The sequence below is a fragment of the Shewanella sp. SM32 genome, from assembly GCF_025654235.1.
In the GTDB taxonomy this organism is placed as follows: Bacteria; Pseudomonadota; Gammaproteobacteria; order Enterobacterales; family Shewanellaceae; genus Shewanella; species Shewanella oncorhynchi.
The window spans coordinates 23,438-47,641 of record NZ_JAKKRO010000033.1; the positions used below are offsets into that span (position 1 = coordinate 23,438).

At 45.8% G+C, this 24,204-nt stretch carries 21 protein-coding genes; 7 read left to right on the plus strand and 14 right to left on the minus strand.

Annotated features, from left to right (window positions below):
* Positions 1-11 precede the first annotated feature (11 nt).
* From L5M10_RS14090 to L5M10_RS14115, 6 genes are all read right to left on the minus strand, one after another.
* Complete coding sequence (locus tag L5M10_RS14090) at positions 12-251, minus strand: DUF3624 domain-containing protein (protein ID WP_105249662.1); 240 nt, start codon at positions 249-251, stop codon at positions 12-14.
* A gap of 35 nt (positions 252-286) precedes the next feature.
* Entirely contained in the window at positions 287-1,432 is a 1,146-nt protein-coding gene (gene oleD / locus L5M10_RS14095; protein ID WP_173245706.1) for a 2-alkyl-3-oxoalkanoate reductase, read from the minus strand.
* A 149-nt stretch (positions 1,433-1,581) separates the two neighbouring features.
* Positions 1,582-3,426: an olefin beta-lactone synthetase gene (oleC, locus tag L5M10_RS14100; protein ID WP_263255450.1), complete on the minus strand. Its 1,845-nt coding sequence runs from the start codon at positions 3,424-3,426 to the stop codon at positions 1,582-1,584.
* Positions 3,426-4,334 (minus strand): alpha/beta fold hydrolase, encoded by a 909-nt coding sequence (locus L5M10_RS14105; protein WP_263255451.1) that lies wholly within the window; start codon positions 4,332-4,334, stop codon positions 3,426-3,428. Before L5M10_RS14105 ends, oleC begins: the two co-directional genes overlap by 1 nt.
* 173 nt (positions 4,335-4,507) lie before the next feature.
* Positions 4,508-5,557, minus strand: a complete 1,050-nt coding sequence (locus L5M10_RS14110) for a 3-oxoacyl-ACP synthase III (RefSeq protein ID WP_028760522.1) — start codon at positions 5,555-5,557, stop codon at positions 4,508-4,510.
* Positions 5,558-5,810: 253 nt separating this feature from the next.
* Complete coding sequence (locus L5M10_RS14115) at positions 5,811-7,160, minus strand: SAM-dependent methyltransferase (protein WP_263255452.1); 1,350 nt, start codon at positions 7,158-7,160, stop codon at positions 5,811-5,813.
* Between the two features lie 177 nt (positions 7,161-7,337).
* Between L5M10_RS14115 and L5M10_RS14120 the strand changes: the two genes are divergently transcribed.
* Positions 7,338-7,571, plus strand: a complete 234-nt coding sequence (locus L5M10_RS14120) for a DUF1289 domain-containing protein (protein ID WP_263138148.1) — start codon at positions 7,338-7,340, stop codon at positions 7,569-7,571.
* A 44-nt stretch (positions 7,572-7,615) separates the two neighbouring features.
* Here the strand turns inward: L5M10_RS14120 and L5M10_RS14125 are convergent, their stop codons facing one another.
* From L5M10_RS14125 to L5M10_RS14135, 3 genes are all read right to left on the minus strand, one after another.
* Positions 7,616-7,978 carry a YajD family HNH nuclease gene (locus L5M10_RS14125; protein ID WP_028760525.1) on the minus strand — a complete coding sequence of 121 codons (363 nt, stop codon included), beginning with the start codon at positions 7,976-7,978 and terminating at the stop codon, positions 7,616-7,618.
* 160 nt (positions 7,979-8,138) lie between these two features.
* Positions 8,139-10,115, minus strand: coding sequence for a BCCT family transporter (locus tag L5M10_RS14130; protein ID WP_105249669.1), 1,977 nt, complete (start codon positions 10,113-10,115; stop codon positions 8,139-8,141).
* A gap of 398 nt (positions 10,116-10,513) precedes the next feature.
* Complete coding sequence (locus tag L5M10_RS14135; RefSeq protein ID WP_028760527.1) at positions 10,514-11,095, minus strand: DUF502 domain-containing protein; 582 nt, start codon at positions 11,093-11,095, stop codon at positions 10,514-10,516.
* A gap of 185 nt (positions 11,096-11,280) precedes the next feature.
* Here L5M10_RS14135 and L5M10_RS14140 point away from each other — a divergent pair, with 185 nt between their 5' ends.
* The 3 genes from L5M10_RS14140 (at position 11,281) to L5M10_RS14150 (ending at position 14,190) form a co-directional block, all read left to right on the plus strand.
* Positions 11,281-11,676, plus strand: coding sequence for a VOC family protein (locus L5M10_RS14140; protein ID WP_219250221.1), 396 nt, complete (start codon positions 11,281-11,283; stop codon positions 11,674-11,676).
* 421 nt (positions 11,677-12,097) lie between these two features.
* A complete protein-coding gene (locus L5M10_RS14145; RefSeq protein WP_263255453.1) occupies positions 12,098-13,846 on the plus strand; it encodes a caspase domain-containing protein in 1,749 nt (582 codons plus the stop codon).
* Positions 13,847-13,905: 59 nt separating this feature from the next.
* Positions 13,906-14,190 carry a hypothetical protein gene (locus L5M10_RS14150; RefSeq protein WP_198572159.1) on the plus strand — a complete coding sequence of 95 codons (285 nt, stop codon included), beginning with the start codon at positions 13,906-13,908 and terminating at the stop codon, positions 14,188-14,190.
* Positions 14,191-14,806: 616 nt separating this feature from the next.
* Here the strand turns inward: L5M10_RS14150 and phoU are convergent.
* The 4 genes from phoU to L5M10_RS14170 all read right to left on the minus strand — a co-directional run bounded on the left by phoU (position 14,807) and on the right by L5M10_RS14170 (position 20,416).
* A complete protein-coding gene (gene phoU, locus L5M10_RS14155; RefSeq protein ID WP_028760530.1) occupies positions 14,807-15,517 on the minus strand; it encodes a phosphate signaling complex protein PhoU in 711 nt (236 codons plus the stop codon).
* Positions 15,518-15,587: 70 nt separating this feature from the next.
* Positions 15,588-16,406, minus strand: a complete 819-nt coding sequence (gene pstB / locus L5M10_RS14160; RefSeq protein WP_028760531.1) for a phosphate ABC transporter ATP-binding protein PstB — start codon at positions 16,404-16,406, stop codon at positions 15,588-15,590.
* Between the two features lie 33 nt (positions 16,407-16,439).
* Positions 16,440-18,098, minus strand: a complete 1,659-nt coding sequence (gene pstA, locus L5M10_RS14165) for a phosphate ABC transporter permease PstA (RefSeq protein ID WP_028760532.1) — start codon at positions 18,096-18,098, stop codon at positions 16,440-16,442.
* A gap of 59 nt (positions 18,099-18,157) precedes the next feature.
* Positions 18,158-20,416, minus strand: a complete 2,259-nt coding sequence (locus L5M10_RS14170; RefSeq protein WP_263255454.1) for an ABC transporter permease subunit — start codon at positions 20,414-20,416, stop codon at positions 18,158-18,160.
* A 200-nt stretch (positions 20,417-20,616) separates the two neighbouring features.
* Here L5M10_RS14170 and L5M10_RS14175 point away from each other — a divergent pair, with 200 nt between their 5' ends.
* From L5M10_RS14175 to L5M10_RS14185, 3 genes are all read left to right on the plus strand, one after another.
* A complete protein-coding gene (locus tag L5M10_RS14175) occupies positions 20,617-21,117 on the plus strand; it encodes a glycine cleavage system protein R (RefSeq protein ID WP_028760534.1) in 501 nt (166 codons plus the stop codon).
* A gap of 469 nt (positions 21,118-21,586) precedes the next feature.
* Entirely contained in the window at positions 21,587-22,240 is a 654-nt protein-coding gene (locus tag L5M10_RS14180) for a DedA family protein (protein ID WP_168823092.1), read from the plus strand.
* Between the two features lie 161 nt (positions 22,241-22,401).
* Positions 22,402-23,223 carry a DUF2797 domain-containing protein gene (locus L5M10_RS14185; protein ID WP_105249677.1) on the plus strand — a complete coding sequence of 274 codons (822 nt, stop codon included), beginning with the start codon at positions 22,402-22,404 and terminating at the stop codon, positions 23,221-23,223.
* A gap of 248 nt (positions 23,224-23,471) precedes the next feature.
* Here the strand turns inward: L5M10_RS14185 and L5M10_RS14190 are convergent, their stop codons facing one another.
* Entirely contained in the window at positions 23,472-24,155 is a 684-nt protein-coding gene (locus tag L5M10_RS14190) for a DUF4136 domain-containing protein (RefSeq protein WP_317630143.1), read from the minus strand.
* Positions 24,156-24,204 lie beyond the last annotated feature (49 nt).

Here is a 24,204-nt window from a genome sequence, read left to right on the forward strand (position 1 = left end):
AGTCAGTTGGCTTACTTTCGCCCTCTGAGGCGACGGTAAGCCAAGACGATGAGGTGCAAAGCAAGTAACCCCGTAAAAGCCGCGCAAAAAAACAGTAATGCAATCGAGTTTACATCCCTAGGCGCATCACGATAAAGCCACCACCACAGCGGCCAGCCAATGGCCGATAAAGCCGTAAGCTGCCACATACAGCGTTTGCAGCGACCAATCTTTTGCCTGAAAATTGACGTTTTACAATCACCGCAACTCATAAATCCCCAATAGCATGATGGCAGTATATCTAAAACTAAAGCGACACTTTAAGCCTTGCCATCCCTTGATTAATAGAGACGAGCGCACGATAACCTAAATCTCGTTTAGCTGCGCTGATATCAAAATAATGGCTGCAGGATAACTGCCGTGCGACAAAACGCGTCATCATGGGCTCTTCTTGCTTCTTTAGGAGGTAATGTATACTTTCCAATACTGCGCCTACTACATAGGCCACAGATTGAGGCACACGCTTAGTCACCGGCGGCAAAGCATCGCAGGCCAAAATCAGATTGAGCATTTTGGCCATAGTGATGGGTTCATCATTACTCAGAAAATAGGCTTTCCCCTGACACTTAGGCTTTGCTTGGCACAGTTCTAGCGCGGCCAGCACATGGGCATAGGCGGCGTTGTCTATGTAGATGGTATCGACTAGCTTATCTTCGCGGCCAACCAGTTTAAGCTTACCTAAACGCCCGCGCGACAATACCCGAGGCACTAGATGGGGATCGCCAGGCCCCCATATCAAATGCGGCCTGAGTGCGACGGTTTTTAACGCATAGGGTGCAGTGGCTTGAGTCGTCACTTGGCTAGATACTTGAGTCACATCAGGATTCTCAAGTGGCATGTCACCCACTTGATTGGCATCAAGCATCATCTTTTCAGCGATCGCTTTAGAGTGGGCATAATGATTCAAGAATCTTGTAGCATAGGGAGTAGACTCATCAATACCCGATTCATCCTGCCCTGAAAAGGTCACACTCGGGGTACTGGTGTAGACTAACTTATCTATTTTTAATGCCTTACAAGCGGCAATCACATTGGCAGCGCCTTTCACATTCGGACAAAAATAGCTGTCTCTGTCCCCCCAAACACCCGCTTTAGACGCCACATGGAATACGATATCGCAGCCTTGCATCGCCTGTTGCAGCAGATCTTTATTGACTAAATCACCTTGCAGCATGACTACGCCCAGTGCTTCAAGTTCGGGATAATGCCCACGGGCAAAACCTGTGACTTTAATGCCCGCGGTTAACAATCTCAGGCAAATCGCTTTACCTAAAAATCCCCCCGCCCCCGTGACAAAGGCGTGTTGCACCCTAAGCGCGAGCTGCGCAAGTGCCGTTTGTTCAGCCGTATCAAATTGGGCAAGCGTCGTGCTCTTGATTGGGTCTTTCGTCATTAAGGGTATCCATTTCAGCACATTTACATGAACTTAAAGTCGGTGTAATAAGTTTAAAATAAGCACAAGGGCTTAAAAATAAGCGAGTTTGTTCAAATGAACACAGAATATAACGTAAAAAATGCAGGAAAAAGCCGTGGAGTTTTAAATCAACCTTTCGTTTGTGATTGTGCCCAAACGGCTAATTTTTCTCTAAAAATCTTGGCATTATGCCGCACATCCACAGGGAAATCAGGATGGATAAGAAACCGCCTTATGCCCTGAGTCTGCGTAAATTGCTCGGCGATGGCGATCAAATCTTGGTACAACTGCTGACTCTTATTGCACACCAATGACTGGTCGAGTTCGATACAAATTAACGGCTCTATCTCGTTCGCCACTTTCACTCCCACTAAAGCGGAGCGCTTCACATTGGGATGCGTATTAAAAATGCGCTCGCAGGGAATGGAATAATAACGTTTAACAAACAATCCGTTAAGGGTAGCGTCGACTCTGTGGGCCTTACGACCACACATCCACAGAAGACCTTGATCATCAAGGTACCCCAAATCGCCCATGCGGTGTCTAACGGTATTGGTTGACGAGTCCCAAATCTTGGCCGCCGCAGTCGCGCGTTTGCCTTGGCTTTCGTTTTGGCTAGCGTGCTGACTATTGTTTAGATAATAGGACTGACTCACCATAGGCCCCTGCACGACTATCTCGCCGATTTCACCGTTATTCAGCTGTAAGGCATCATCCCACTCGGGAATAACCTCTTCGCTGATAGCAATAATGCGAATCGTCACGCCATCGATAGCGCGACCGACACAGATACCACCGCCGTTATCTGTGATGTCAGTCGTGGCAAATAACGCATCGCTAGCAATCATACTAATAGGCAAAGATTCGGTTGCACCGTAGGAATTTAAAATCGGCACACCTTGGCTCAGCATCTTACTAAAACGGGCGATGGAGGCAATGGTGGCTGGCGCACCCGCGGAAATCACCCGCTGTACGCTAGGCAATTTATGCTGTTTTTGCTCCCCCGCGCGGCCTAAACGTTCGAGCAAAGCGGGATTAACAAAAATATTACTGCATTGATATTTCTCAATCGCGGCAAACAGGAATTCAGGATTGGCGGTAATGGGCTTGCTGGCATCCATTTCTGGAACGATAGACGCCATGCCAAGTGCGGGGCCAAAGAGTGAAAACAGCGGAAAAGTGGCTAAATCGCGCTCGCCATGGCAAATGCCATAATCGTTTTTTAGCGCTTGAATTTGTGCCTCAAACATACCATGGCTATACACTACGCCTTTAGGCGTGCCGGTACTGCCACTGGTGAATAAAATTGCCGCTATCTCATCAGATTTAAGCATCACCATGGGATATTCAGACTTTGAAGCAGAAGATTGCACTGAGGTGCTTTGCAGCAGAGTCGATAAACTTATCGCACCAGTACCGATACGGATTAACTTTGCCGCTAAGCCTATTTTGCCGTCATCAACATTGAGTAATGACTTAATATTGCCCTTACCCCAACCAAATAGACGTCTAGCAATATGAGCCTTGGGAATACCGATAAAGGCATCGGGCGCGGCTTCAGCAAAACACTGTTTAAGATTGCGGATCCCCATGCCGGGATCAACTAGGATAGGAATAACCCCCGCTTTAAACAGCGCAAAAGTAAGTGCAAAAAAATCCAAACTCGGCGTGACCATAAGCACAGCCTTCATGCCGCGCTCGATGCCATGGGCGTTCAGCGCAAAGGCTATCGCATCGCTTTGTCTGTCTAGATTGAGAAAGTCCAACTCGCTGTAACGCAAATTCGCCACAGAAGCGCCCTGAGCGCTTTGTACAGCGACCGCAAGATGATGGGGAATGGCATGGGCGGCTTGCTTGAGATGACGACAAATATTGGCATCATTGACCGTTGCTGACGCAGAAGTGCCACTTAAAAGTGACTTTTCCAACGGCGTCACTAAAGGAGCAACTTCAGTCTCAAGCAAGGTCGACATTAACCTGCGACCTGTTCGGACGGCGCCGCTGCTTGGTTGCCAGCCATAAATTCTTTGATATATGCAATCACTTCATCGCTGGCATCTTCCAAAATGTAGTGACCACAATCGGCAAATTCATGCACTGTCGCATGGGGCATGTGCTGACGCCATTTTGCTAAAAAGTGCTTATCGAATACAAAGTCCTTGAGCCCCCAGCAAATCAGGGTCGGCACTTTAGCAAATTTAGGTAAACTCGCAGCAATATCAGAGACTAATTGATAATTTCTATCGCCTTCACGCAGCGGAATATCCTGCACAAAACGCAGCGTCGAAATGCGATTGGCCCAAGAGTTAAACGGCGCGACATACGCCTCGCGAATGTATTTCGACATCGGCTGGCGCTTAACACCCACATAGGAAGCAATAGACGAAAAGGCATTGAAACCGCGTACCAACACTGTGCCTAACAGGGTATTACGACAAATCCACAGCGGCCAAGGGAATGGTTTAGTCTCGGGCAAATGGAAAGCGCCCGTGTTCAATATCACTAGGCGTTTAATGCGCTCAGGATAACGCGCCGCATAACCCATACCTATCATGCCGCCCCAATCGTGTACGACTAAGGTAATGTTTTCTTTCACATTCAGGCTATCGAGCAGGGCTTCGAGATCGTCGATACGATTCTTAAGGGTATAGTCATAACCGCTATCGTCTGGCTTATCCGACAGGCCACAGCCGATATGATCCGGCACTATGCATTGGTGAGTATCTTTTAAGGCGCTAACAAGATTACGGTAGTAAAACGACCAACTAGGATTACCGTGAACCATCACCACAGGCTCGCCTTGACCCTCGTTGATATAATGTAGCTTGTTGCCATTACGGCTAAGAAAATGACGTTTAAAAGGCAACAGAGTGTCTAACATGACGCTTCCTATCTTGATTCTTTATGAGAGCGAATAACGGGTTATGTACAGCTGGCTTAGCTTATCGACTGAACTAAAGACTAAGCTATCAACTGAATCATGGACTTACTGGGTTGGGTTGACTCGAATGTATGCCAGCCATCAAGCAAAGGCGTGAAAAGGTGCAATGCACCCTACCACTTAATGCCTAACATCATGCAATTCAATCCACTGCCTATGCCTAAAAAGCTCACTTGATCGCCCGCTTGTAAAAAGCCTTGATCGTGCGCCATCGCAGCGGTCACAGGTAACGACACTGTGCCCATATTGCCCAGCAGCTGATACGTTGGAAATTCTTTTTCGGGGGGAATATTGAGCGCACTCAGTACTTGCTTACGATTTGAAGCGCCTACTTGATGGCAAATCACTTTGTCCACTTGCTCAACCAGCCAATTACGCTGCTCAAGGAAATGCTCCCAAGTGTGCTTCGCCAATTCAACGCCTTCTTTAAGCAAGGTAACGGCATCGGTACGCATAAACTCGCGATACAGGTTATGCCCCACTTCCTGCAGACCCCATTGACACAACTGGTGATGCTCAGGCGCCGATAAGTGCGATGCACCCAGCAATTGATGCTGACGCACATTTGTCAGCGGCAAGCTGCCATCGGTAAGGATCACCGCCACGGCACCAGAACCACCGGTTAAGGTCGCCAGTGACTGAGCAAAATTCTGCATGGTCGGATCGGCCAACATGTTATCGATAGTGACATCGACAATATCCCGCGCCGACTCACAGGACACCACCATACCCGCCTTGATTTGACCCAACTCAATACGGTTCGCGATATCTAAAATACCCGATAACACCCCAAGGCAAGCGTTGCTGATATCGTAAATCGCAGTGTCTTTTGACACCCCCAATTCGGCAGCAATACGACACGCGGTCGCGGGCTCATGTTGATCGCGGCACACGCCGGTATAGACAACAGCACCTAAATCGGCGACATCAATCCCAGTTTCAACCATGGCTTTACGGGCAGCTTTAATCGCACCGTCGGACAATTGATGTCCTTTTGGCCACCAGCGGCGTTCGGTAATCCCAGTCAATGCGGCAAGCTGTCCCATAGGAATACGGAACTTTTGATACAAAGGAGCAAGACGAGACTCTAGCTCACTACTGGAAACCACAACAGGCGCCAGTTCATAGGCCAGGCTATTAATAAATACGCGGGAATATTTCATGAAACTGTTTTATTCGCTCACTAGAATGACTGACCAGCAGGTCAGCTTTCAGTTGTTATTCGTCATTAATGCGACATTTGAACAAGAAAAGCCCGATGATTCAATAAAAAACCATCTTGAGTGTAAGACTTGTCTCACAGCGCAGGTTCCAAACACGACGGCCCTGAATTCACTATCACTAAACTTAAATGCGCTAATATAGAAATAATTCATAAAAAACATCACAGTACAGCATATTTTTAGACGCGCAGAATTATACCGCCATTTTTTGCGCTAAAATCAGCGTATTTCTTGGTGTGACGCTGTTTGCACAAAATTCACCCACGCAAACACCATATCCTTGTTCTTGCAAAAAACAAGCGCGATCTAAGATTAACCACTGCTCCAGTGCGCAGCGGAATAAATGCGCGACTAAATCAATACGGCGAGTTAATTGTTGTCTTTGTCGTCCAACGTCAAGCCAAGCTTCAAAATCCCTGTTTTTTGCAAGATTAACGGCCTTAGTCTCGGCTGCCCACAGGCAAAAATCCGTAAAACTGCCGCTCAATTGACTCTGTTTTAACGAGGGTAAAGGCAAATATTCGTCGATTTGTCGACATTCACGTTGCAGTGCATCAAAGCCTAAGCGCCACGCAATTTCTTGATGGCGTAGCGCCTGCTGTTTGGGATTAGCTATCACACTCTGCTGTAGCGGTAACTGTAAATCATGGCGACTGAGCTTTAGGCTGCTCTGCTGAGCAAGAATGGATAACGGCTGATAATGGCTCGCTTGAATTAAATGATAGCAACAGGGAGAAATCGCCAATGCCTGCGTGCCCGCCTCGGCCGCCAGCGTTAACAACCGAACATGCAAATCTCCGCAGGCATGCAAAGCAACCGCTTGCTGCTGTGCGGTTAAGGGGTTAGTTGTTAACGGATTCGCTGCTGAGGGATGTTCAACTGGTGTTTCGACAGTGGCTATAGCCCTGTGCTCAGCGCCAATAGCAAAGGCATCGGCGCAAATAAAAGTCTGCGATAACTGCCACTTATCAGCAAAGGCCTGCCCTGCTTCACACAGCGGCGCTTGCCATTCTAAACTCACCACTTCGGCGCCGCGAGCTTTAGCGATCAAGCGGCCCAAATGCCCTTTACCCGCACACCATTCCAGCACAGGTAAATTAAGCTGCGGTAAATGCTGCACAAAGGCGGTAATTTGCTGCCATTTTCGGCCTTTAATGTGAGCACTAAAGTGCGCCTCATCATCAAAGGACAAGCCGCGGTCCTGCGCTGTATCTACCTTTGTGGTATCGGTAATCGCAATATCAGCAATGGCAGTGGTGAGCAATGACAAGTCCCAATCTTGGCCTAATGCCATAAGATCGTGACTTAATGCCGGTGACAGCGCCTTAACCAGTAAAGATTGCTCGGCATCGAGTCCATCAAGCTCATCATCAGCCAGCGCCCACACAGCTTCGGCCAACTGCGGAAAATCCTGTGCCCAAGGTAAAGCGTTCACTTCAAATGCACGCACTTGCCACAGGGCTGCACTCTTTTCAAGCAACTGATTAAGCTTGCTAAATGGCTGTGAGTAAGTGAATTGTTGCTGCAGATTATCTTGGTTCACGTCATGCCCAGTGTAAAAAATACTTGTCTCGTATTAGGCTGAGCGAATCAGCCCTACGGATGACTTTATGCGAAAAAATGTTAGTATCGCGCCCATTAAAAGCACTCAACCTGACTGTTAACTGCAAACTGACTGTTAACTGCAAACCGCGGTCAGCAATACCTAAAGAGGACACCTATGCTTTCACCTTGCGTCGCACGCTGCGGTTTAAATGACGAAGACTACTGCATGGGCTGCTTTCGACATATCGATGAAATCGTCAGTTGGCGCACGAGCAGCGAAACGCAACAGGCGGCCATTTGTCAGCAACTTCCCGCCCGTAAAGCTTTATTTGAAGGCAGTGAAAACCAGCATATTTTAAGTCGTGATAAATGGTTAGCTGCCGAAGCGCGTTTAACCGACAAAGACTAAACGCCGCCCTCTGCGCAAGCTCATCCTGCTAAAAACCTGCAAGACTATTTTTTCAGCATTGATTTCAAGTCAGCAAAGGGATTGTAGGTCGCCGCCGCTTGCTTGGTTTCTGTAGTGCTACCGTAACGGATCAATTCTTCAAAGCGAGAATGTTCGTTGTCATGGCAATAAAGACATAATAATTCCCAGTTTGAACCGTCTGACGGGTTGTTATCGTGGTTATGATCCCTATGATGCACAGTCAGTTCACTTAAGTTTTTTGGGGTAAATTCGCGGGTACAGCGACCACACACCCAAGGATAGAGTTTTAACGCTTGCTCACGGTAACCGCTCTCACGCTTAGCTTTGTACTCCCGCGCATCGGCTAATACTTTATCTAACTTACTCTGGCCTGGCACTGATGACATAGTGTAATCCCTAAAACAAACCCTAAAAAAATTGCCCCAAGGATAATCCGAGTTATCACTTGGGGCAATATCTCCCGCACTTTGCGGGTTAATCGTGCGCGATTTGTAGACGTAAATGGCTAAGCCGACCTAGGTTACTGGCTTAGTTTACTTACGTTACTTAACTTACGTGGGCATGATCAGCATTCGACAGATGCAAATAGTGTAAGTATTTTTCATACTGAGTCACCACATCCGCGAGGATTTGCTCTTCGGTATAACCCATCACATCGTAATGCTGACCACCTTGTTCAAGGTACACTTCGGCGCGGTAATACAAGGTATTGCCCTGCTCGATTTCAGTCCCTATCGGGTTAGTGATGTCAAAACAACGCGTTCGTACACCGTAAACAAAGGGCAAGTTCACCTCATTGCTGATCACTAATCGCACGCGGCCATCTAAATATTCAAGATCGGCCACTATGCCTTTAGCCATAAAGTGTTGGCACACTTTAGACAAAGCTGGCGTAGCCACATTATTCAAGAACACTTGCGCTTCTTCATGGGTAGGATGCGAGACTAAAACCCCAATACGCTCTTCCCAGCTCATATTAGTTTTGGCGTATTGCACACTAGTATTGTGTAACTGCACGCTATTAATCTTCAGCCAATCATTTTTCAGGGCTTTAAATAGGCCCAGACACATGAATAGCATCACCACTAAGAACGGCATAGCACTGGCGATTGCCGCCGTTTGCAGCGCCTGTAACCCACCCGCTAACAACAATACCGAAGCAACGACCCCTTGCAACAGTGCCCAAAAGATCCTCTGCCATACGGGGGCATTGTTATCGCCGCCCGAGGTTAGATTATCAATCACTAAGGATCCCGAATCCGACGAGGTCACAAAGAAAGTGACGACTAAACAAATCGCAATCCCAGAAAGTAACGTAGGAAACGGCATGTGCTCGAAAAACACAAACAAGGCCACTGACACATCGGTATTCACCGCCTCGGCAAGATAGGTCGCGCCGTGATTCATAATTGAATCAATCGCCGTATTACCAAATACCGTCATCCACAGAAAGGTCAGCGCCGATGGCACAAATAACACACCAATCAAAAACTCACGGATGGTACGGCCGCGACTCACACGCGCAATAAAGGTACCGACAAAAGGAGACCATGAAATCCACCAGCCCCAATAGAGCAAGGTCCAGCCTCCTAGCCAATCTTCCTTATGTTCATAAGCGTACAAATTAAAGGTTTTGCCCACTAAATCACTTAAGTAACTACCGGTATTCTGCACAAAAGCCTGCAACAGCATAACCGTAGGGCCAAGGATCAAGACGATAAGCAATAAAATAATCGCGAGACCCAGATTGAGTTCGCTTAAGCGTTTCACGCCTTTATCGAGACCAGAAAATACCGATAATGTCGCCAATAAAGTAATGCCGATAATCAAACACACCTGCACCACAGCATTATTAGGTAAGCCTTCGAATAAATAACTCAACCCAGAATTGACCTGCAACACCCCAAAGCCCAGTGATGTCGCCACCCCAAACATAGTGCCAAGCACAGCAAATGTATCCACTGTATGGCCAATAGGACCATAGATGCGTTCACCAATTAAGGGATAAAGCGCACTTCGCGGCAATAACGGTAACTTATGTCGATAAGAGAAATAGGCCAGACTCAATGCCACCACCGCGTAAATAGCCCAAGCATGCAGTCCCCAATGGAAGAAAGTGATCTTCATTGCCTCTTTTGCGGCAATAAGACTCTCTGGAGTTGCATCCGGCGGCGCCAGATAGTGCATCACAGGTTCGGCTACCCCAAAAAACATCAAACCTATGCCCATACCCGCCGAAAACAACATGGCGATCCAGCTTTTATAGCTGTAGTCAGGCACTGAATGATCTGGTCCTAGTTTGATATCGCCGAAGCGACTGACCATGACAAATATGATAAAAATCAGGAAAAACGCCACACTTAGAATGTAAAGCCAACCGGCTTTCATTTCTATCCATGACTGCATTGATCTAAAAAAGGTGTTTGCCTCTGTGGGCCATACTGCGCAAATCATCACCATCAAGATGATGAAAAAGACCGACGAATAAAATACCGGCGGATTAATACTAGACTTGATTGACATTGACTCTCCCTATTTCTAGCGGGTTCACACTCCAAATATCTCAACATACCAACGGCGAGATAGGACAAAACTTATACTTAAAATTTGGTTAATACTGCGTGGCTCATCTATGACCAGTATGGGGGAAATCCCAAAGATCATGGCAACGACTCGCTATGGCTAAACGCGACAGGATCTGAACAACGGGATTAACAACACTCGACTTTTTTAAGCCAATGATTGATGGATAAACAGAATTAACACCACTAAGGCAGCTAACGCCCACCTTTAGCATAAAACAAATATATTACTAGAATATTCAGCATAAAAAATGGCGACCATATTGGTCGCCAAAAAATTATACCACAAAAATCATCAAATTTAATTTTAAACGCTAAAACGCACAAACCTTCATCTGATTACTTAGTCGGTGACTGCGAGATACCAGCAGTTAAATTGAAGCGCATCGCCTCCTCAAACGACCAATCAACCATAATTAAATCATCCCGCTTAACTAAGCTCGTCACGCCCGCCATTTGATAGCTCAATTGGAACAACACAGGCACCCAATCGCCCTCTGGTAGCGCATCTAACAAGGGCTGTGGCGGCGTATCCGTCATAATAAAGCCCACCACAAAACTGCCATTCGCCTGTTTCACTAACACTGTCTTTTGGCTTGTTGGCTTACCATCACGATTCATCAAAGAGGCGATATCACGGATACTGCCATAAACCGACTTAAACAGTGGGAAGCGCATCAACTGGCGCTCAAGCCAGCCATAAAGCCACACAATCGGGCTGACTGAAAACAACAGGCCCACGGCAAAAACTAATGCCACCACCAGCATAAATCCCGCGCCGACAAAGTGTTGGTTAATCCCTACCAACTCTAAAATTACAATTCCTAAACCATCTAACGATACAAACAACGACCAAAACAGCCACAAACTCAAGGCCATAGGTAATAGATTCATTAAGCCGCGGGCTAAGGTTTTTTTCATCACACTCTCATTCAGTCATAGGGATATAGAAGGCATAAAATATTTACGCAAAAAACGCCACAAATGCTACCACAGAGTCACTTTTGCACCAGCACATGATGTAAGGTATCTGGCAGTAATAGTCTCAAGCATAGAGACAGCGTTCAAATTCAGAGCCCACTCTGAACAATTCTAAGGAAAGTAAAATGCGCGTAACCCGCTTAGATCATTTGGTCTTAACCGTAAAAGACATCGCCGTCAGTGTCGAATTTTATCAAACCGTGCTCGGGATGAAAAAAGTGGTATTTGGCAATCAGCGTATTGCGTTAAGTTTTGGCGACCAAAAGATTAACTTGCACCAAGCGGGCGCAGAATTTGAACCTAAAGCCGCAGCAGCCACACCCGGCAGTGCCGATCTGTGTTTTGTGGTCAGCCACAATATAGAAGAAGTGATCGCCCATTTAAACGCACTTCAGATTGAAATCATTGAAGGCCCAGTGCTACGAACCGGCGCCACAGGCCGGATAAACTCTGTCTATATCCGCGACCCAGATTATAACCTGCTTGAGTTATCAGAATATCTGCCCGCCTGCACGGGATAAGCGAAGTTAAAAACTTCATTTTTATTAAAGTTTAGTTTCTATATAGTTCTAGCGAGTACGAGGAATATCGACGTTAAGCTTTCAAAACTTCATTTTAATTTTTTAATCAAGAGCTCTATTCGCCCTGCGGCACTCCGAGGGGATGGCGTATTCCTTGGGATTTTGAGTCATTAGAACGCAATTAATCAGCAAAAAAGTAAGCAAGCGAAATAAGAAAGCTAAAACGATATCAAGTGATTACCCATCAAACTGTATAAAAAACCGCTACCGCAAAAAAGCAAATTCCTATAGCATCATTTATACCATTTGACATGGATGTGGCAGCGGCCATATTTGAGATTGAGCCAAGAAGTGATTTATGCCCTGCAAACAGCGCAACGCATAAATACTAAGACGTTAGAGTACATAAGGAATAAACTCAGTGCGTGATTTGAAATTTATACTTCAACAAAAGTATGAAACAAGTAGAGCGTTAGTTATTGGCATAAACCAATACAAGAGTGTTTCGCCTTTGGGTTATGCAGTAAATGATGCTCGTGAAGTCAGTGAGATTCTTGTAGAAGAACTTGGCTTCGAACAGAATAATGTCACATACCTTGTAGACCAAAATGCAACAAAATCTAACATACTTAAAGCATTTCTACGGTTTTCAAACGACGATGTAAAAGTAGATGACCGATTATTTGTCTTCTTTGCAGGCCACGGCCACACAAGATCAGGAGTAAAGGGTGAAGTTGGCTACCTAGTTCCCTATGACGCTGATATGGCTGACTATTCTACATTTATTCGCTGGGACGAATTAACTAGAAACGCCGAGTTAGTTCGGGCAAAGCATATCTTATTCGTAATGGATGCATGCTATGGCGGTCTCGCCGTTCACAGGGATCTGCGGCCAGGCAGCAGCAGATTCCTAAGGGATATGTATCAAAGATTTTCAAGGCAGGTAATTACCGCTGGAAAGGCTAATGAAGTTGTCGCCGATGCTGGTGGTCCGCTGCCTAACCATTCGGTCTTTACGGGCCATTTTATCGAAGGAATTAGAGGTAAAGCTTCAAACGAATACGGCGTTATCACTGCGAGTGGTTTAATGGCTTACGTTTATTCAAAAGTGTCAAATGACATAAATTCAGATCAAACACCGCATTACGGCCAGTTTGATGGTGACGGTGATTTTATAATTTCAGTACCAGTAAAAGAAACTGTTGAAAATGATGGAACGAAAGATACCGATGAGCTAATCACCATTCCGTACGTAGATGAAGTTAGATCTTCAAAAACAACTGAAGAAAAAGTGGGATACGTTAAAGAACTTATATCTTCAAATAATTCACAAATTAAACTCCATGACTTTGCAATAGAAGAAGTTCGTCGCTTCTTATCTGCCACTAGTGAAGATAGCTTTGCTACTAGTGGCCAATTCTCTCAAGAAGAGTTTTTGGAGCGTATATCATCTTATGAGCTTTATTCGAAAGATCTCTCCATGATAGTGGCTTGTCTCTCACACTGGGCAAACGAGATCCAATTAAACTCACTGACAAAGATTATTTCTAGATCTTGCGACCGCTTATTAGAGAGCCGCGGGGGATTAGTGATTTGGGTAAACCTAAGGTGGTATCCACTTCTTTTAGTAATGTACCATGCTGGAATTGCTGCTTTAGAGGGAAAAAATTACAAAAGTTTAGCTTCAATTTTTTTTACAAAGCTGGGGTCAACTGATTACGACAGCAGCGCTTCATATTTTGTACACAAGGCCGGCAATGCCGCAGGTGATTTGGCAGATGCATTCAAAAAAATTCCTGATCACGAACGCCAATACACCCCCTTGAGTGAATACCTGTATAAGTTAGTCCAGCCAGAACTAGACGACATGCTTTTCCTTGGTAAGGGGTATGAGGATGTCTTTGACGAATTCGAGGTCCTTTTCGCGTTAGTTGTGGCTGACCTCAGGAAACAAGAAGACAGCCATTTTTGGGGGCCAATAGGTAGGTTTGGTTGGAAAAATCGCAGGGGTCGTATTTCTCCTTTTCAAAAGTTGAGAAATGAGGCGGCTCAGCATAGAAATGATTGGGGACCTATAAAAGCTGGGATGTTCGGAGGTCAATACGAAAGGTATGAAGAGGTAGCCGAACTTTATCAAAAAGAGATATTGACCAACCTAAGATGGTATTAAACTCTAACAAACGGCTCCACGCAGACGCCTAAAACTGCCCTAAACAATATGGAGTAACTATGTCAGGAATCGAGTGGAATGAAGAAACCGTGCCAACCCTTGGCAGGGTATTTCTTCGACATGTGATTGATCACATGCGCGGACATTCCAAATCAACAGTACGTTTTGGTAAAACAGGACAAGGCATCATGCCAAACTATCAGGTGATATTCCCGAATGGTGTAACAAGGACTCTACGCGGGTCATCCCACGATACATTTGAACAAGCTGATGCCTTTGATGAAGAGCGAATCTCTCGTCCATTCTCGCTGGCTGAAATTCATAGGGCCTACGACAAGGCCTAATAACTGGTTCAAACCACTAGCTGCGCTCACTGGGACGGGCTAAAGTCCGTCCCTTAACCAAACGTTAATCCATAGAAATTCTAATCCGAAACTCACGAATTAGATCTAAAAGTCTAACTCGGAAATATCCAAAAGCATGTTGCGTATGTCTTTTAAATCTACAGATTACACGAATGCACAAAAGGTGAGCCATGGTGATTAGCGAGACGACCGTCCGCCCCATGGACGGGGCGGTCGAGCATCCAAGGACGGACTTGAACAACATCCCTATTTAACAGCCAGTTCGCCGTCCATGGCTCTCGTTCATAAGCTCAGAAACCCTAGGTTTCTATTCACCGTGTCGGTGAGTAAGTACCATGGCAAGCCTGTATGTGTGGATACCAGCCAACGCCTAGCAACTAAAATGACAGTTCACTCAGCTATACTAGCCTGCAGAATTTTCCAATGCGTTTTTACCAAATCGAATTGACTCATCATTGCTATTAGTACTGTCAAATCAGTCTATAAAAGCAGTCAGCATTTATTAAACCACATTTAAAAGCCCTAAAAGCAAAACGCTCCACAGAGACTGCGGAGCGTTTTATTCAGGCATTAAAACTGCAGATTAATGCTTGTGTTAGCCTTTCATGTCCTTTTCCATATCTTCGTAGGAAGTATGGCGAACGTCTTTGCCTTTCACGTAGTAGATGATGTATTCACAAATATTTTTACAGCGGTCACCGACACGCTCAACTGCACGTGCTGCCCATAATACGTCGAGTATGTCTGGGATTGAACGCGGATCTTCCATCATATAGGTCATTAACTGGCGAATAATGCCTTCATATTCACGGTCAAGCTTAGCATCTTCTTTATGCAGCTCTAACGCAGTATCGGCATCCATACGGGCCAAGGCATCTAAAGTCGCATGCAACATCCGAGTCGCATGACGCCCCATATTTTCAATGCTAACTAACAAAGGCTGCTGATTATTCAAACGTTTATCTAATGCCGCTTTTGCAATCCGCACACAGGCATCACCAATACGCTCAAGATCGGCGATGGTTTTTGAAATAGCGATAATCAAGCGTAAATCACTGGCCGCAGGTTGACGCTTAGCAATAATACGCGTGCATTCTTCGTCAATGGAGACTTCCATCGCATTGACCTTATGATCGCCTGCAATCACCCGCTGGGCTAACTCGGCATCGAGGGCGCTTAAGGCATCAATCGCTTGCTCTAGCTGACGTTCAACCAAGCCACCCATGGCGAGCACTCGATTACGGATATCATCCAGCTCAGCGGTGAACTGACCCGAAATGTGCTTACTTAAATTCATGTTTTCCATTGCGTTCCAACCTGTTACTTAACTGTTGACCCATACCAAGCCGTGGTGGCATTATCCGATACTCAAGCGATTAACCGTAACGTCCTGTGATGTAATCTTCAGTCTTACGTTTTTTCGGCGTGGTGAAAATCGTATTAGTATCAGCATATTCAACTAATTCACCCATATACATAAAGGCCGTTTGATCCGATACCCGCGCCGCCTGTTGCATGTTGTGAGTCACGATAACCACAGTGTATTTCGTCTTAAGCTCAGTGATTAACTCTTCAATCGTCAGCGTCGAAATCGGATCGAGTGCCGATGTTGGTTCGTCGAGTAATAGCACTTCTGGCTCAATGGCTATCGCACGGGCAATCACCAGTCGTTGCTGTTGACCGCCAGACAAACCAAAGGCGTTATCGTGCAATCTGTCTTTAACTTCGTCCCAAATCGCCGCGCCGCGCAATGAACGCTCAGCCGCTTCGTCGAGTTCACGACGGTTATTCAGCCCTTGCAATCTCAAGCCATAAACAACGTTTTCGTAAATCGACTTAGGGAAAGGATTTGGGCGTTGGAACACCATACCGACATTACGGCGCAGGGCCGCGACGTCGATTTTCTTGTCGTAAATATTCTGGCCGTGCAGCAATATCTCGCCGCCAATATGACAATTATCAACTAAGTCATTCATGCGGTTAATACAGCGCAATAGTGTCGATTTACCACAACCACTGGGGCCGATAAAGGCAGTGACTTGCTTCTTGGGGATCTTCATCGATACATTAAACAGCGCTTGCTTATCGCCATAGCGCAAATCTAAGTTACGGATCTCCAGCGCGGTGTCGTTCTGGCTTAAGTTAGCTAAATCAAAGTTATTGGTTTTCATTGCTGTCGAATCTATAGAAATCATATTTAGTCCTAATACTTTCAGGATAATCGCTGATTAGTGCTCAAGCGAACGATATTTTTCACGTAAGTGGTTACGCACGCTAATGGCCGTCAAGTTGAGTGCCACAATCACAGACACCAGCAAGAAAGAGGTCGCATACACCAGAGGACGTGCCGCTTCAACGTTAGGACTCTGGAAGCCCACATCATATATATGGAACCCTAAGTGCATGAACTTACGTTCTAAATGCACAAACGGGAAGTTAAAGTCCAGTGGTAAAGTTGGCGCTAATTTAACGACACCCACCAACATCAGCGGTGCCACTTCACCGGCAGCACGAGCGACCGCTAAAATCAAACCCGTCATGATCGCTGGACTCGCCATCGGGATCACAATCCGCCACAGGGTTTCAGCCTTAGTCGCGCCCAATGCCAAACTACCTTGACGCACCGCGCTTGGAATACGACTTAACCCTTCTTCAGTCGACACTATAACCACTGGCAGTGTCAAAATCGCGAGGGTTAATGCCGACCAAATCACCCCTGGTGAACCAAAGGTAGGAGCCGGCAAAGCTTCAGCGTAAAACAATTGGTCGATGGAACCGCCCATCATGTACACGAAGAAACCTAAACCGAATACACCATACACAATCGAGGGCACACCCGCTAAGTTGATTACCGCGATACGGATCATCTTAGTAATAGGGCCTTTCTTAGCATATTCATGTAGATAAACCGCCGCGACCACGCCAAATGGCGTCACGATAACCGCCATCAACATCACCATAAATACAGTGCCGAAAATCGCGGGGAACACGCCGCCCTCAGTGTTGGCTTCACGCGGATCGTCACTCATAAAGCGTCCAATACCGACAAACCACTTACCAATTTTGCCTATGAGTCCTAAGTGATTCACATAGGTCACATCCAGAACAGTATCGAGCTTCAGTTCAACTTCTTCGCCGCGCATATCTCGGACGATAACCGAGTCACGCGCCGCATCATCACGCAGGGCAAATAACGCTTTTTCAAGCACTAAGTAATCTTCTTGCAGTTGAGCTCTCTTGGCGACCAACTCAGCTTTAATACTGTCGGTCAGTTCCCCATCTAGCTCGAAACGACGCTCCTGCAAACGCAATTTTTCAATGGCGTAGTTAATCGAGCCAATATCTTGCTTCTGCAAATCAACCGCTTTGTCCGATAAGGCAACTGCGCGTTCGATATGCTCCATTAAGGAAGATTCAATCGCATCATTCACTAAATCAAGACGCTTGCCATTTTCAATCACGGCTATCGGATAACCGTAGAAGTTACCGTTTTTAGCCCGCTCGATCAGTGCGACCTCGCTTGGCACAGAACGACTAACAATGTCCGTACCTAATATCCAGCGGAAATCCAAACCCACAAATTCACGGTTACCGGTTTTCACTAAGTAACGGGTCACAAACTCGCCCGGATGTTGCTTAAACACATGGCCAGCAGCAATCAAACGCTCAGTCGGTACTTCTTCCCTATCGTAAACCTCACCAATTAAGGTCGAACGTACACCCGTGTTATCTTCAAGCTCCCACTGGTAAACGGTTGCAGGCCAAAAGTAACTTAAGCCACGCCATGCGATTAACAATAATAAGCCTAAGACGGCAATCAAACTGATGCTCACAGCACCGCCCGTCATCCATATCCATGGCGAGCCTGATTTTACCCACTTACCCATTGCACAAACCTCTCAAGGTCACTGGCGAAATAGTATTTAATGTCATTGTCTTATCCCCGTTACAGCGAGCTATAGCGTTCACGTAGACGCTGTCTCACCACTTCTGCAATGGTGTTAAAGAAGAATGTAAAGATGAATAGTACGAACGCAGCAAGGAAGAGCACACGATAATGCGAGCTACCGATAGCCGATTCAGGCATTTCAACCGCAATGTTTGCCGCCAAGGTTCGCATCCCTTCGAACACACTCCATTCCATGATGGCAGTGTTACCAGTGGCCATCAGTACGATCATGGTCTCGCCAACGGCGCGGCCAAGGCCCATCATAATGGCCGAGAAAATTCCCGGACTGGCGGTTAACAACACCACGCGTGTCAATGTCTGCCAAGGCGTCGCACCTAAGGCTAAGCTGCCGTTAGATAAATGACGCGGTACAGAGAAAATGGCATCTTCAGCGATGGAGAAAATCGTTGGGATCACCGCAAAGCCCATGGCAATACCGACCACCAGCGCGTTACGTTGGTCGAAGGTGATCCCTAGTTCATTAGTGATGAATTGACGGGTATTACCATCAAACAGCGCCACTTCGATGATTGGGCTGACTGCAAAAGAGAACCAACCCACGAAACAGACCACAGGGATCAACATCAGCTCTTGGTACACTTCGGGTAAACGTTGTTTCCACTTACCCGGCAACCTACTCCAGCCATAGGCAGATGTGAGTATCGAGGTCGGCAATAAGATCAGTAGAATTAAAATGCCGGGGAGATGTTCTTCAATCAGTGGCGCTAACCACAGACCCGCCAAGAAGCCTAAAATCACCGTTGGTAATGCTTCCATGATTTCAATGGTCGGTTTCACGAAACCGCGCACCTTAGGCGACATAAAGTAAGCCGTGTAAATCGCACCAGCAACGGATAAAGGCACAGCAAATAACATGGCATAAAATGCCGCTTTCATTGTGCCGTAGGCCAATGGCATTAAGCTCAACTTAGCTTCAAAATCGTCAGAGCCTGAGGTCGATTGCCATACATATTGTGGCTCTGGATAACCTTCATACCACACCTTGTCCCACATGGCGCTCCATGACACTTCTGGGTGGGAGTTTTCCACACTGAAGATATGCAGCTTTTTGTCCGCCTCAACGACTATGCCGTTTGAGCGTGGGGTAAAGCCCATTTTACCGGGATTTTTAAGGTCAAACTTTGCATCAAACAGTTCACGATGACTCGTGGTATAGAGTAGGGTTAGCTCACCCTCAGGGCTCACAGTCGCAAAACTCTTACGGTAGAATTCAGAGGTAATTGAGCTGATGGGCGGTAAGTCATCAAACTGACGAATCTCTTGATATAAACGCCCTTTTTCACCATTAACTTGGAAGTACTGCGCCACAATACCTGTGTCATAACTGACCAGTAATGAACTCGCTCCCGCCAGCAAAGCCACGTTATTGACTTGTGCCTTAGCACGTTCAACATCAATCACCTGCAGCAGATCTAAGCTGTCAGTATCACGGATGTCGTACACGAAAATTTTATTGCCAGTTTGCAGCATCAATTGACGTTGATCGGGCGTCATCAGCTCGTGGGAGACTTTCTTCGGCGCATCTTGAATTTGTGACGTCGTAGAAACCCACTCCACTTCTTCAGTCATCATGTTCTCTTGCCCTTCGAGACGAGTGAGGCGCCAAACACCACTTTCATCTTGATAAGCAAAACTCATTTTGTCTGAGCTATAAGTGAAGGTCAGCTTATGAATCGCGCTGCCCGTCTCATCGACGGTAATGGGGGTTTCACCTGCGGGATAACGCAGTTTAGGTGTGATTAAACGTTTGTTATTGGGGTACGTTAAACCAAACTCTAGGCCCGCCACTATGACCTGACCATTACTTAATCCCAGCGCAAAACGTTGTTCGCTCGGTACAGCAACGGCGGCGCTGGTGACTGTAACACCCGCTGGTAACGTCGGGGTAAAGCTAGAAAGTAAGCTACCGTCGGCAACAGTATAGAAGTCCACTTGACCATGAACGCTCACACGGTACATCACCTCATTTTGCTCTTCAGCACCCACCATTAAGGTCGGCACATCCGCGTGTTGATAACTCACACTCTTAACGGGTATGACATCAGCACTGTCGAAAATGGGTTTAATCACATACAACAGATAAAAGAAGATCAACAATAAGGCGACAAATACCATAGTGCCGCCGATAGTGACGCTGATTTGCGCCGCTTTATCCTTAAATGCCCTGCGATTCGAGCGTCCGCCTTTAAGCATACTGTGCGATGCAGAACCAGGTTGAGTGACCTGACTTTCCATTAAGAACCTCTATTATTAATAGCTAGCGAGTTTTTTCGCTAGGATTTGCCGAGTGCTATGCTTACACTGTTTGAACGTAAACTGAGCAATAACAACATCCTTTATTCTAAGTGCGTTGGATTATATGACGCAAAGATGACAGTTGTGTTACACCCCGTTTTAAAACAGGTGCCTTTTACAAAAAATAGGAGTCAGTCACTATGCTACGATACTTAATCACACTACAAGCACCTGATAGAAAAGGATTAGTAGAACAAATCGCCCATGCTGTAAGTCGTCATGGCGGCAACTGGCTCGACTCAGAATTACGCCATATTGACGGTGTCTTTGCCGCGATATTGTTACTCGAAGTGCCTTCACTGCGCATGGATGAGCTTATTGAGGCCCTAGAATGCATCGATAGCCTGTCCCTCACCTACTCCAAAACCTCGGTCGCCCTTAAGCCCATCAAACGCTTAAGTTACAACCTAGTGGCCTATGACAGACCCGGACTTGTGCTCGATATATCTAACAAAATCAATGCAATTGGCATCAATATCGAGCAGTTTAGTAGTCAATATGAAACCGCAGGCCACACAGGTATAGCCCTATTTCGGGCGACCATTGGCCTTGGATTGACTGATCTCGCACAAGAAGATCAATTAGTTGAATCCCTCTATGCTCTTGGGGATGATCTCGTGCTAGATAGATTAAGCCGTTAATGCCATTAGCTTTTACGGCAAGCTAACACTTAGGACGTCAACACATTTAGAGAGTGCACTCGCAATGGCACTTTCAAACAGCACTTTAAGAGCGCTTAAAACAATGCTTAAAAACCGATATTCGCGGCAAGGTGTTCAAATTAAGTTAAGCCAGTGCAATCAATACTGGATAGTTGGAATCGTTAGAATACGCATAGGAATCTGGCAAATGGGTTTGTAAGTTGATGCCATCATTCGAAATTTATTAACCGTATAATAATGCTTAATATTTTTACTATAAAAAGCCCACAAAACCCGATTACTGAACCATAAACACACTAACACCAACAAAATTTAATGTTGTAACTGTCTTTCGATTCATGCTCCCTTGGTAGAATAACCCACGAAACACCGTAGCTCAGGTTCAAAATTGCCGCTTTCGAGTTTTTCCATCTTTATGTTTTATCAATTATTTTAGGGAGTAGTACGTATGGAGCAGTTATACGAACTGGCCCAAGCCATGATACACAATGATCTAGCGGTTTTAGCCAATCCTAAAATCGCCCTCATGGTCAGCGCATTAATTTGTGGCTTTTTAGTGTTAGAAAATGGCTTTATTCCCACCGCATTTTTACCCGGAGATAGCCTACTCTTTCTCACTGGAGTGCTGATTTATCAAGATATTCTTCATATCGGTATTATGCCGTTATTGGTTCTAGCAACCTTTACAGGTACAGCTATAGGTTATTTACAGGGTCGATTTTTAGGGCATACCCAAATTTACCAAAAACTGCTGTCGAATATTGATATCAAACATCAGGAAAAAGCGACCCACCTTATTGATAACTATGGAGTGATAACCCTGCTACTCGCACGTTATATTCCTTTTGTTCGTACCGTTTACCCCTATATTTTAGGTGCAACGGGTATTTCTTCCCGTCGTTTTTTACTCATTAACTTCATCAGTTCAATGGTGTGGATTTTTTCCGTTGTTGGTTTTGGGTATCTCATTAGCCATACCCAATTAGCAACAAAATACCAAACACAATTTATGAGCATAATCATTTACTTACCAGTAGCATTGCTTACTTTCGGTATTATTGCCTTAGTGTACAAATGGTTAAGTAAAACAAAAGAGGTTTAGGTGCACTCAGACAATCGACTTACTTATCGAAAAATCCTATCTAAACTGGCTTGGATAATCTTGTATACTGGCGGTCACGCAATGACGATATAACGAAAGCGTGCACTAGAACGCATGATGAGCGACTAAGCTGCACCAGAACGCAACACATTAGGATGACCATGTTAGGAACGCTAAAAAAGATGCGCGTACAGTTAGATGACGCGCAACAAGTGCAATATCAACTCGTTGTTGGTGATGAGTTACTCCCGCTCAATCCATTGATAGGCAAGCAATTAACCTTGACCCACACGGGTAATATCTTCTGCTGCAACTGCGGTAAAAAGAGCAAGAAGAGTTACTCGCAGGGCCATTGTTTTGTCTGTATGCAAAAGCTGGCGAGTTGCGATATGTGCATCATGAAGCCGGAAACTTGTCATTACGACCAAGGCACTTGCCGCGAACCAGAGTGGGCCCAGAGCCACTGTTTTGTGCCACATTATGTATATCTGTCGAATACTTCGGGCGTTAAAGTCGGCATTACCCGCCACACTCAACTGCCCACCCGTTGGATTGACCAAGGTGCTACCCAAGGTTTACCGATTTTTAAAGTCTCAACAAGACAGCTCTCAGGCTTAGTCGAAGTAGAATTGGCAAAACTGGTTAATGATAAAACCCATTGGCAAGCCATGTTAAAAGGCCATGCCGACGATATTGATTTAAATGCTAAGGCTGCGGAACTGATCCCACAAATTGAGGCTAAGTTGCACGAAATCGGCATGCAAAAAGGCGATTACAGTATCGAGCGTTTGCACGAAACGATTCAGCCAATTCATTATCCAATTGACACCTTCCCGAAGAAGATCACTTCGCACAATTTCGATAAAGATGTGGTCGTCAGCGGAATTTTGCAGGGGATCAAGGGACAGTATTTAATGTTTGATACGGGCGTGATTAACATTCGTAAATTTTCATCCTACGAGATCACAGTCGAGCACGACTGAAACAGTCTGAAATCAAAATGGAACTTCCCTCCATTAAAATGAAAAAGCGCGGCAGTTTTCACTGTCGCGCCCTTTATTGAGATGGCTGTCACTAAAGTACCATGTTCCACAGTTCAAAAATGGGAGCTAGCACCGCAAACATGGGACCAAGATACCTCAATTAAGCACTAATCCCGTTTATCTGGCGAATGCTCCTACCCAAATGCTGACTCAATTCACTTAGAACTGAACTAAAGCTCAAACGCTGACTAAGGAGCCACATTAACCGACGGCATATTAGCCAACATACTGGCAATGAGACTGTCGAAATTTTCGGTTAGTTCATCCATCTTTTTAATGTTGCCAAAACCTTGGGCAAGCACTCGCCAAATTGGCTCATCAACGCCCTGTATTTTAGTGGGTTTAAAGAGCGCTATCACCACGGTACCTTTGTCATACTTTTGGGTATTCACACCGTCGGTTGACAGCCCAGCGACTAACCCTGTCACTGCCAAAATTTGTTCATCGCTCATTTCAGTTCCCATAGCGACGCCAAAGCCAACCTGAAAATCCGCCAGTAGTGGATCTTCAACCCAGCGATATCCCTTACTCTGCAAAGTTTGCTTTAATACGGCTTGCATGTGTTGCAACACTGGCTGCGGATCTAAGCGTTTATCTGTGATGATTTTTTGAAATTTAGGATGCCAAGTGAATGTCATTGCCGTTGACGGTAATTCACTGAGATCACCAGACATCACGATTGTGGTTCGCAACGGCTGCGCCGCGTTATCCGTCACAGTTACGCACCCAGTAAGACCTAAAACGCTGCTAAAAAGCAGTATTAACACTCTCAAATACCGACTTAACACTCGGTCGGGAGCCCAGCAAGGAACTCGACTGAACTGTCGATTTAGCACTCCACTTAGCTCACTATGTAATGATGGATTCATCATGCCCTGTTACCTCAATCTATAAAATGCTGTCTAAGGATAGTTGCTATTA

What these genes read in the sequence shown, in the direction of transcription:
- phoU (WP_028760530.1), bottom strand. Translation starts at nt 15,517, where the DNA reads ATGGAAAACATGAATTTAAGTAAGCACATTTCGGGTCAGTTCACCGCT.
- pstB (WP_028760531.1), bottom strand. Translation starts at nt 16,406, where the DNA reads ATGATTTCTATAGATTCGACAGCAATGAAAACCAATAACTTTGATTTA.
- L5M10_RS14175 (WP_028760534.1), top strand. Translation starts at nt 20,617, where the DNA reads ATGCTACGATACTTAATCACACTACAAGCACCTGATAGAAAAGGATTA.
- L5M10_RS14110 (WP_028760522.1), bottom strand. Translation starts at nt 5,557, where the DNA reads ATGAAATATTCCCGCGTATTTATTAATAGCCTGGCCTATGAACTGGCG.
- L5M10_RS14125 (WP_028760525.1), bottom strand. Translation starts at nt 7,978, where the DNA reads ATGTCATCAGTGCCAGGCCAGAGTAAGTTAGATAAAGTATTAGCCGAT.
- L5M10_RS14135 (WP_028760527.1), bottom strand. Translation starts at nt 11,095, where the DNA reads ATGAAAAAAACCTTAGCCCGCGGCTTAATGAATCTATTACCTATGGCC.
- pstA (WP_028760532.1), bottom strand. Translation starts at nt 18,098, where the DNA reads ATGGGTAAGTGGGTAAAATCAGGCTCGCCATGGATATGGATGACGGGC.
- L5M10_RS14190 (WP_317630143.1), bottom strand. Translation starts at nt 24,155, where the DNA reads ATGATGAATCCATCATTACATAGTGAGCTAAGTGGAGTGCTAAATCGA.
- L5M10_RS14105 (WP_263255451.1), bottom strand. Translation starts at nt 4,334, where the DNA reads ATGTTAGACACTCTGTTGCCTTTTAAACGTCATTTTCTTAGCCGTAAT.
- L5M10_RS14120 (WP_263138148.1), top strand. Translation starts at nt 7,338, where the DNA reads ATGCTTTCACCTTGCGTCGCACGCTGCGGTTTAAATGACGAAGACTAC.
- L5M10_RS14170 (WP_263255454.1), bottom strand. Translation starts at nt 20,416, where the DNA reads ATGGAAAGTCAGGTCACTCAACCTGGTTCTGCATCGCACAGTATGCTT.
- oleD (WP_173245706.1), bottom strand. Translation starts at nt 1,432, where the DNA reads ATGACGAAAGACCCAATCAAGAGCACGACGCTTGCCCAATTTGATACG.
- L5M10_RS14185 (WP_105249677.1), top strand. Translation starts at nt 22,402, where the DNA reads ATGTTAGGAACGCTAAAAAAGATGCGCGTACAGTTAGATGACGCGCAA.
- L5M10_RS14150 (WP_198572159.1), top strand. Translation starts at nt 13,906, where the DNA reads ATGTCAGGAATCGAGTGGAATGAAGAAACCGTGCCAACCCTTGGCAGG.
- L5M10_RS14180 (WP_168823092.1), top strand. Translation starts at nt 21,587, where the DNA reads ATGGAGCAGTTATACGAACTGGCCCAAGCCATGATACACAATGATCTA.
- L5M10_RS14130 (WP_105249669.1), bottom strand. Translation starts at nt 10,115, where the DNA reads ATGTCAATCAAGTCTAGTATTAATCCGCCGGTATTTTATTCGTCGGTC.
- L5M10_RS14090 (WP_105249662.1), bottom strand. Translation starts at nt 251, where the DNA reads ATGAGTTGCGGTGATTGTAAAACGTCAATTTTCAGGCAAAAGATTGGT.
- oleC (WP_263255450.1), bottom strand. Translation starts at nt 3,426, where the DNA reads ATGTCGACCTTGCTTGAGACTGAAGTTGCTCCTTTAGTGACGCCGTTG.
- L5M10_RS14140 (WP_219250221.1), top strand. Translation starts at nt 11,281, where the DNA reads ATGCGCGTAACCCGCTTAGATCATTTGGTCTTAACCGTAAAAGACATC.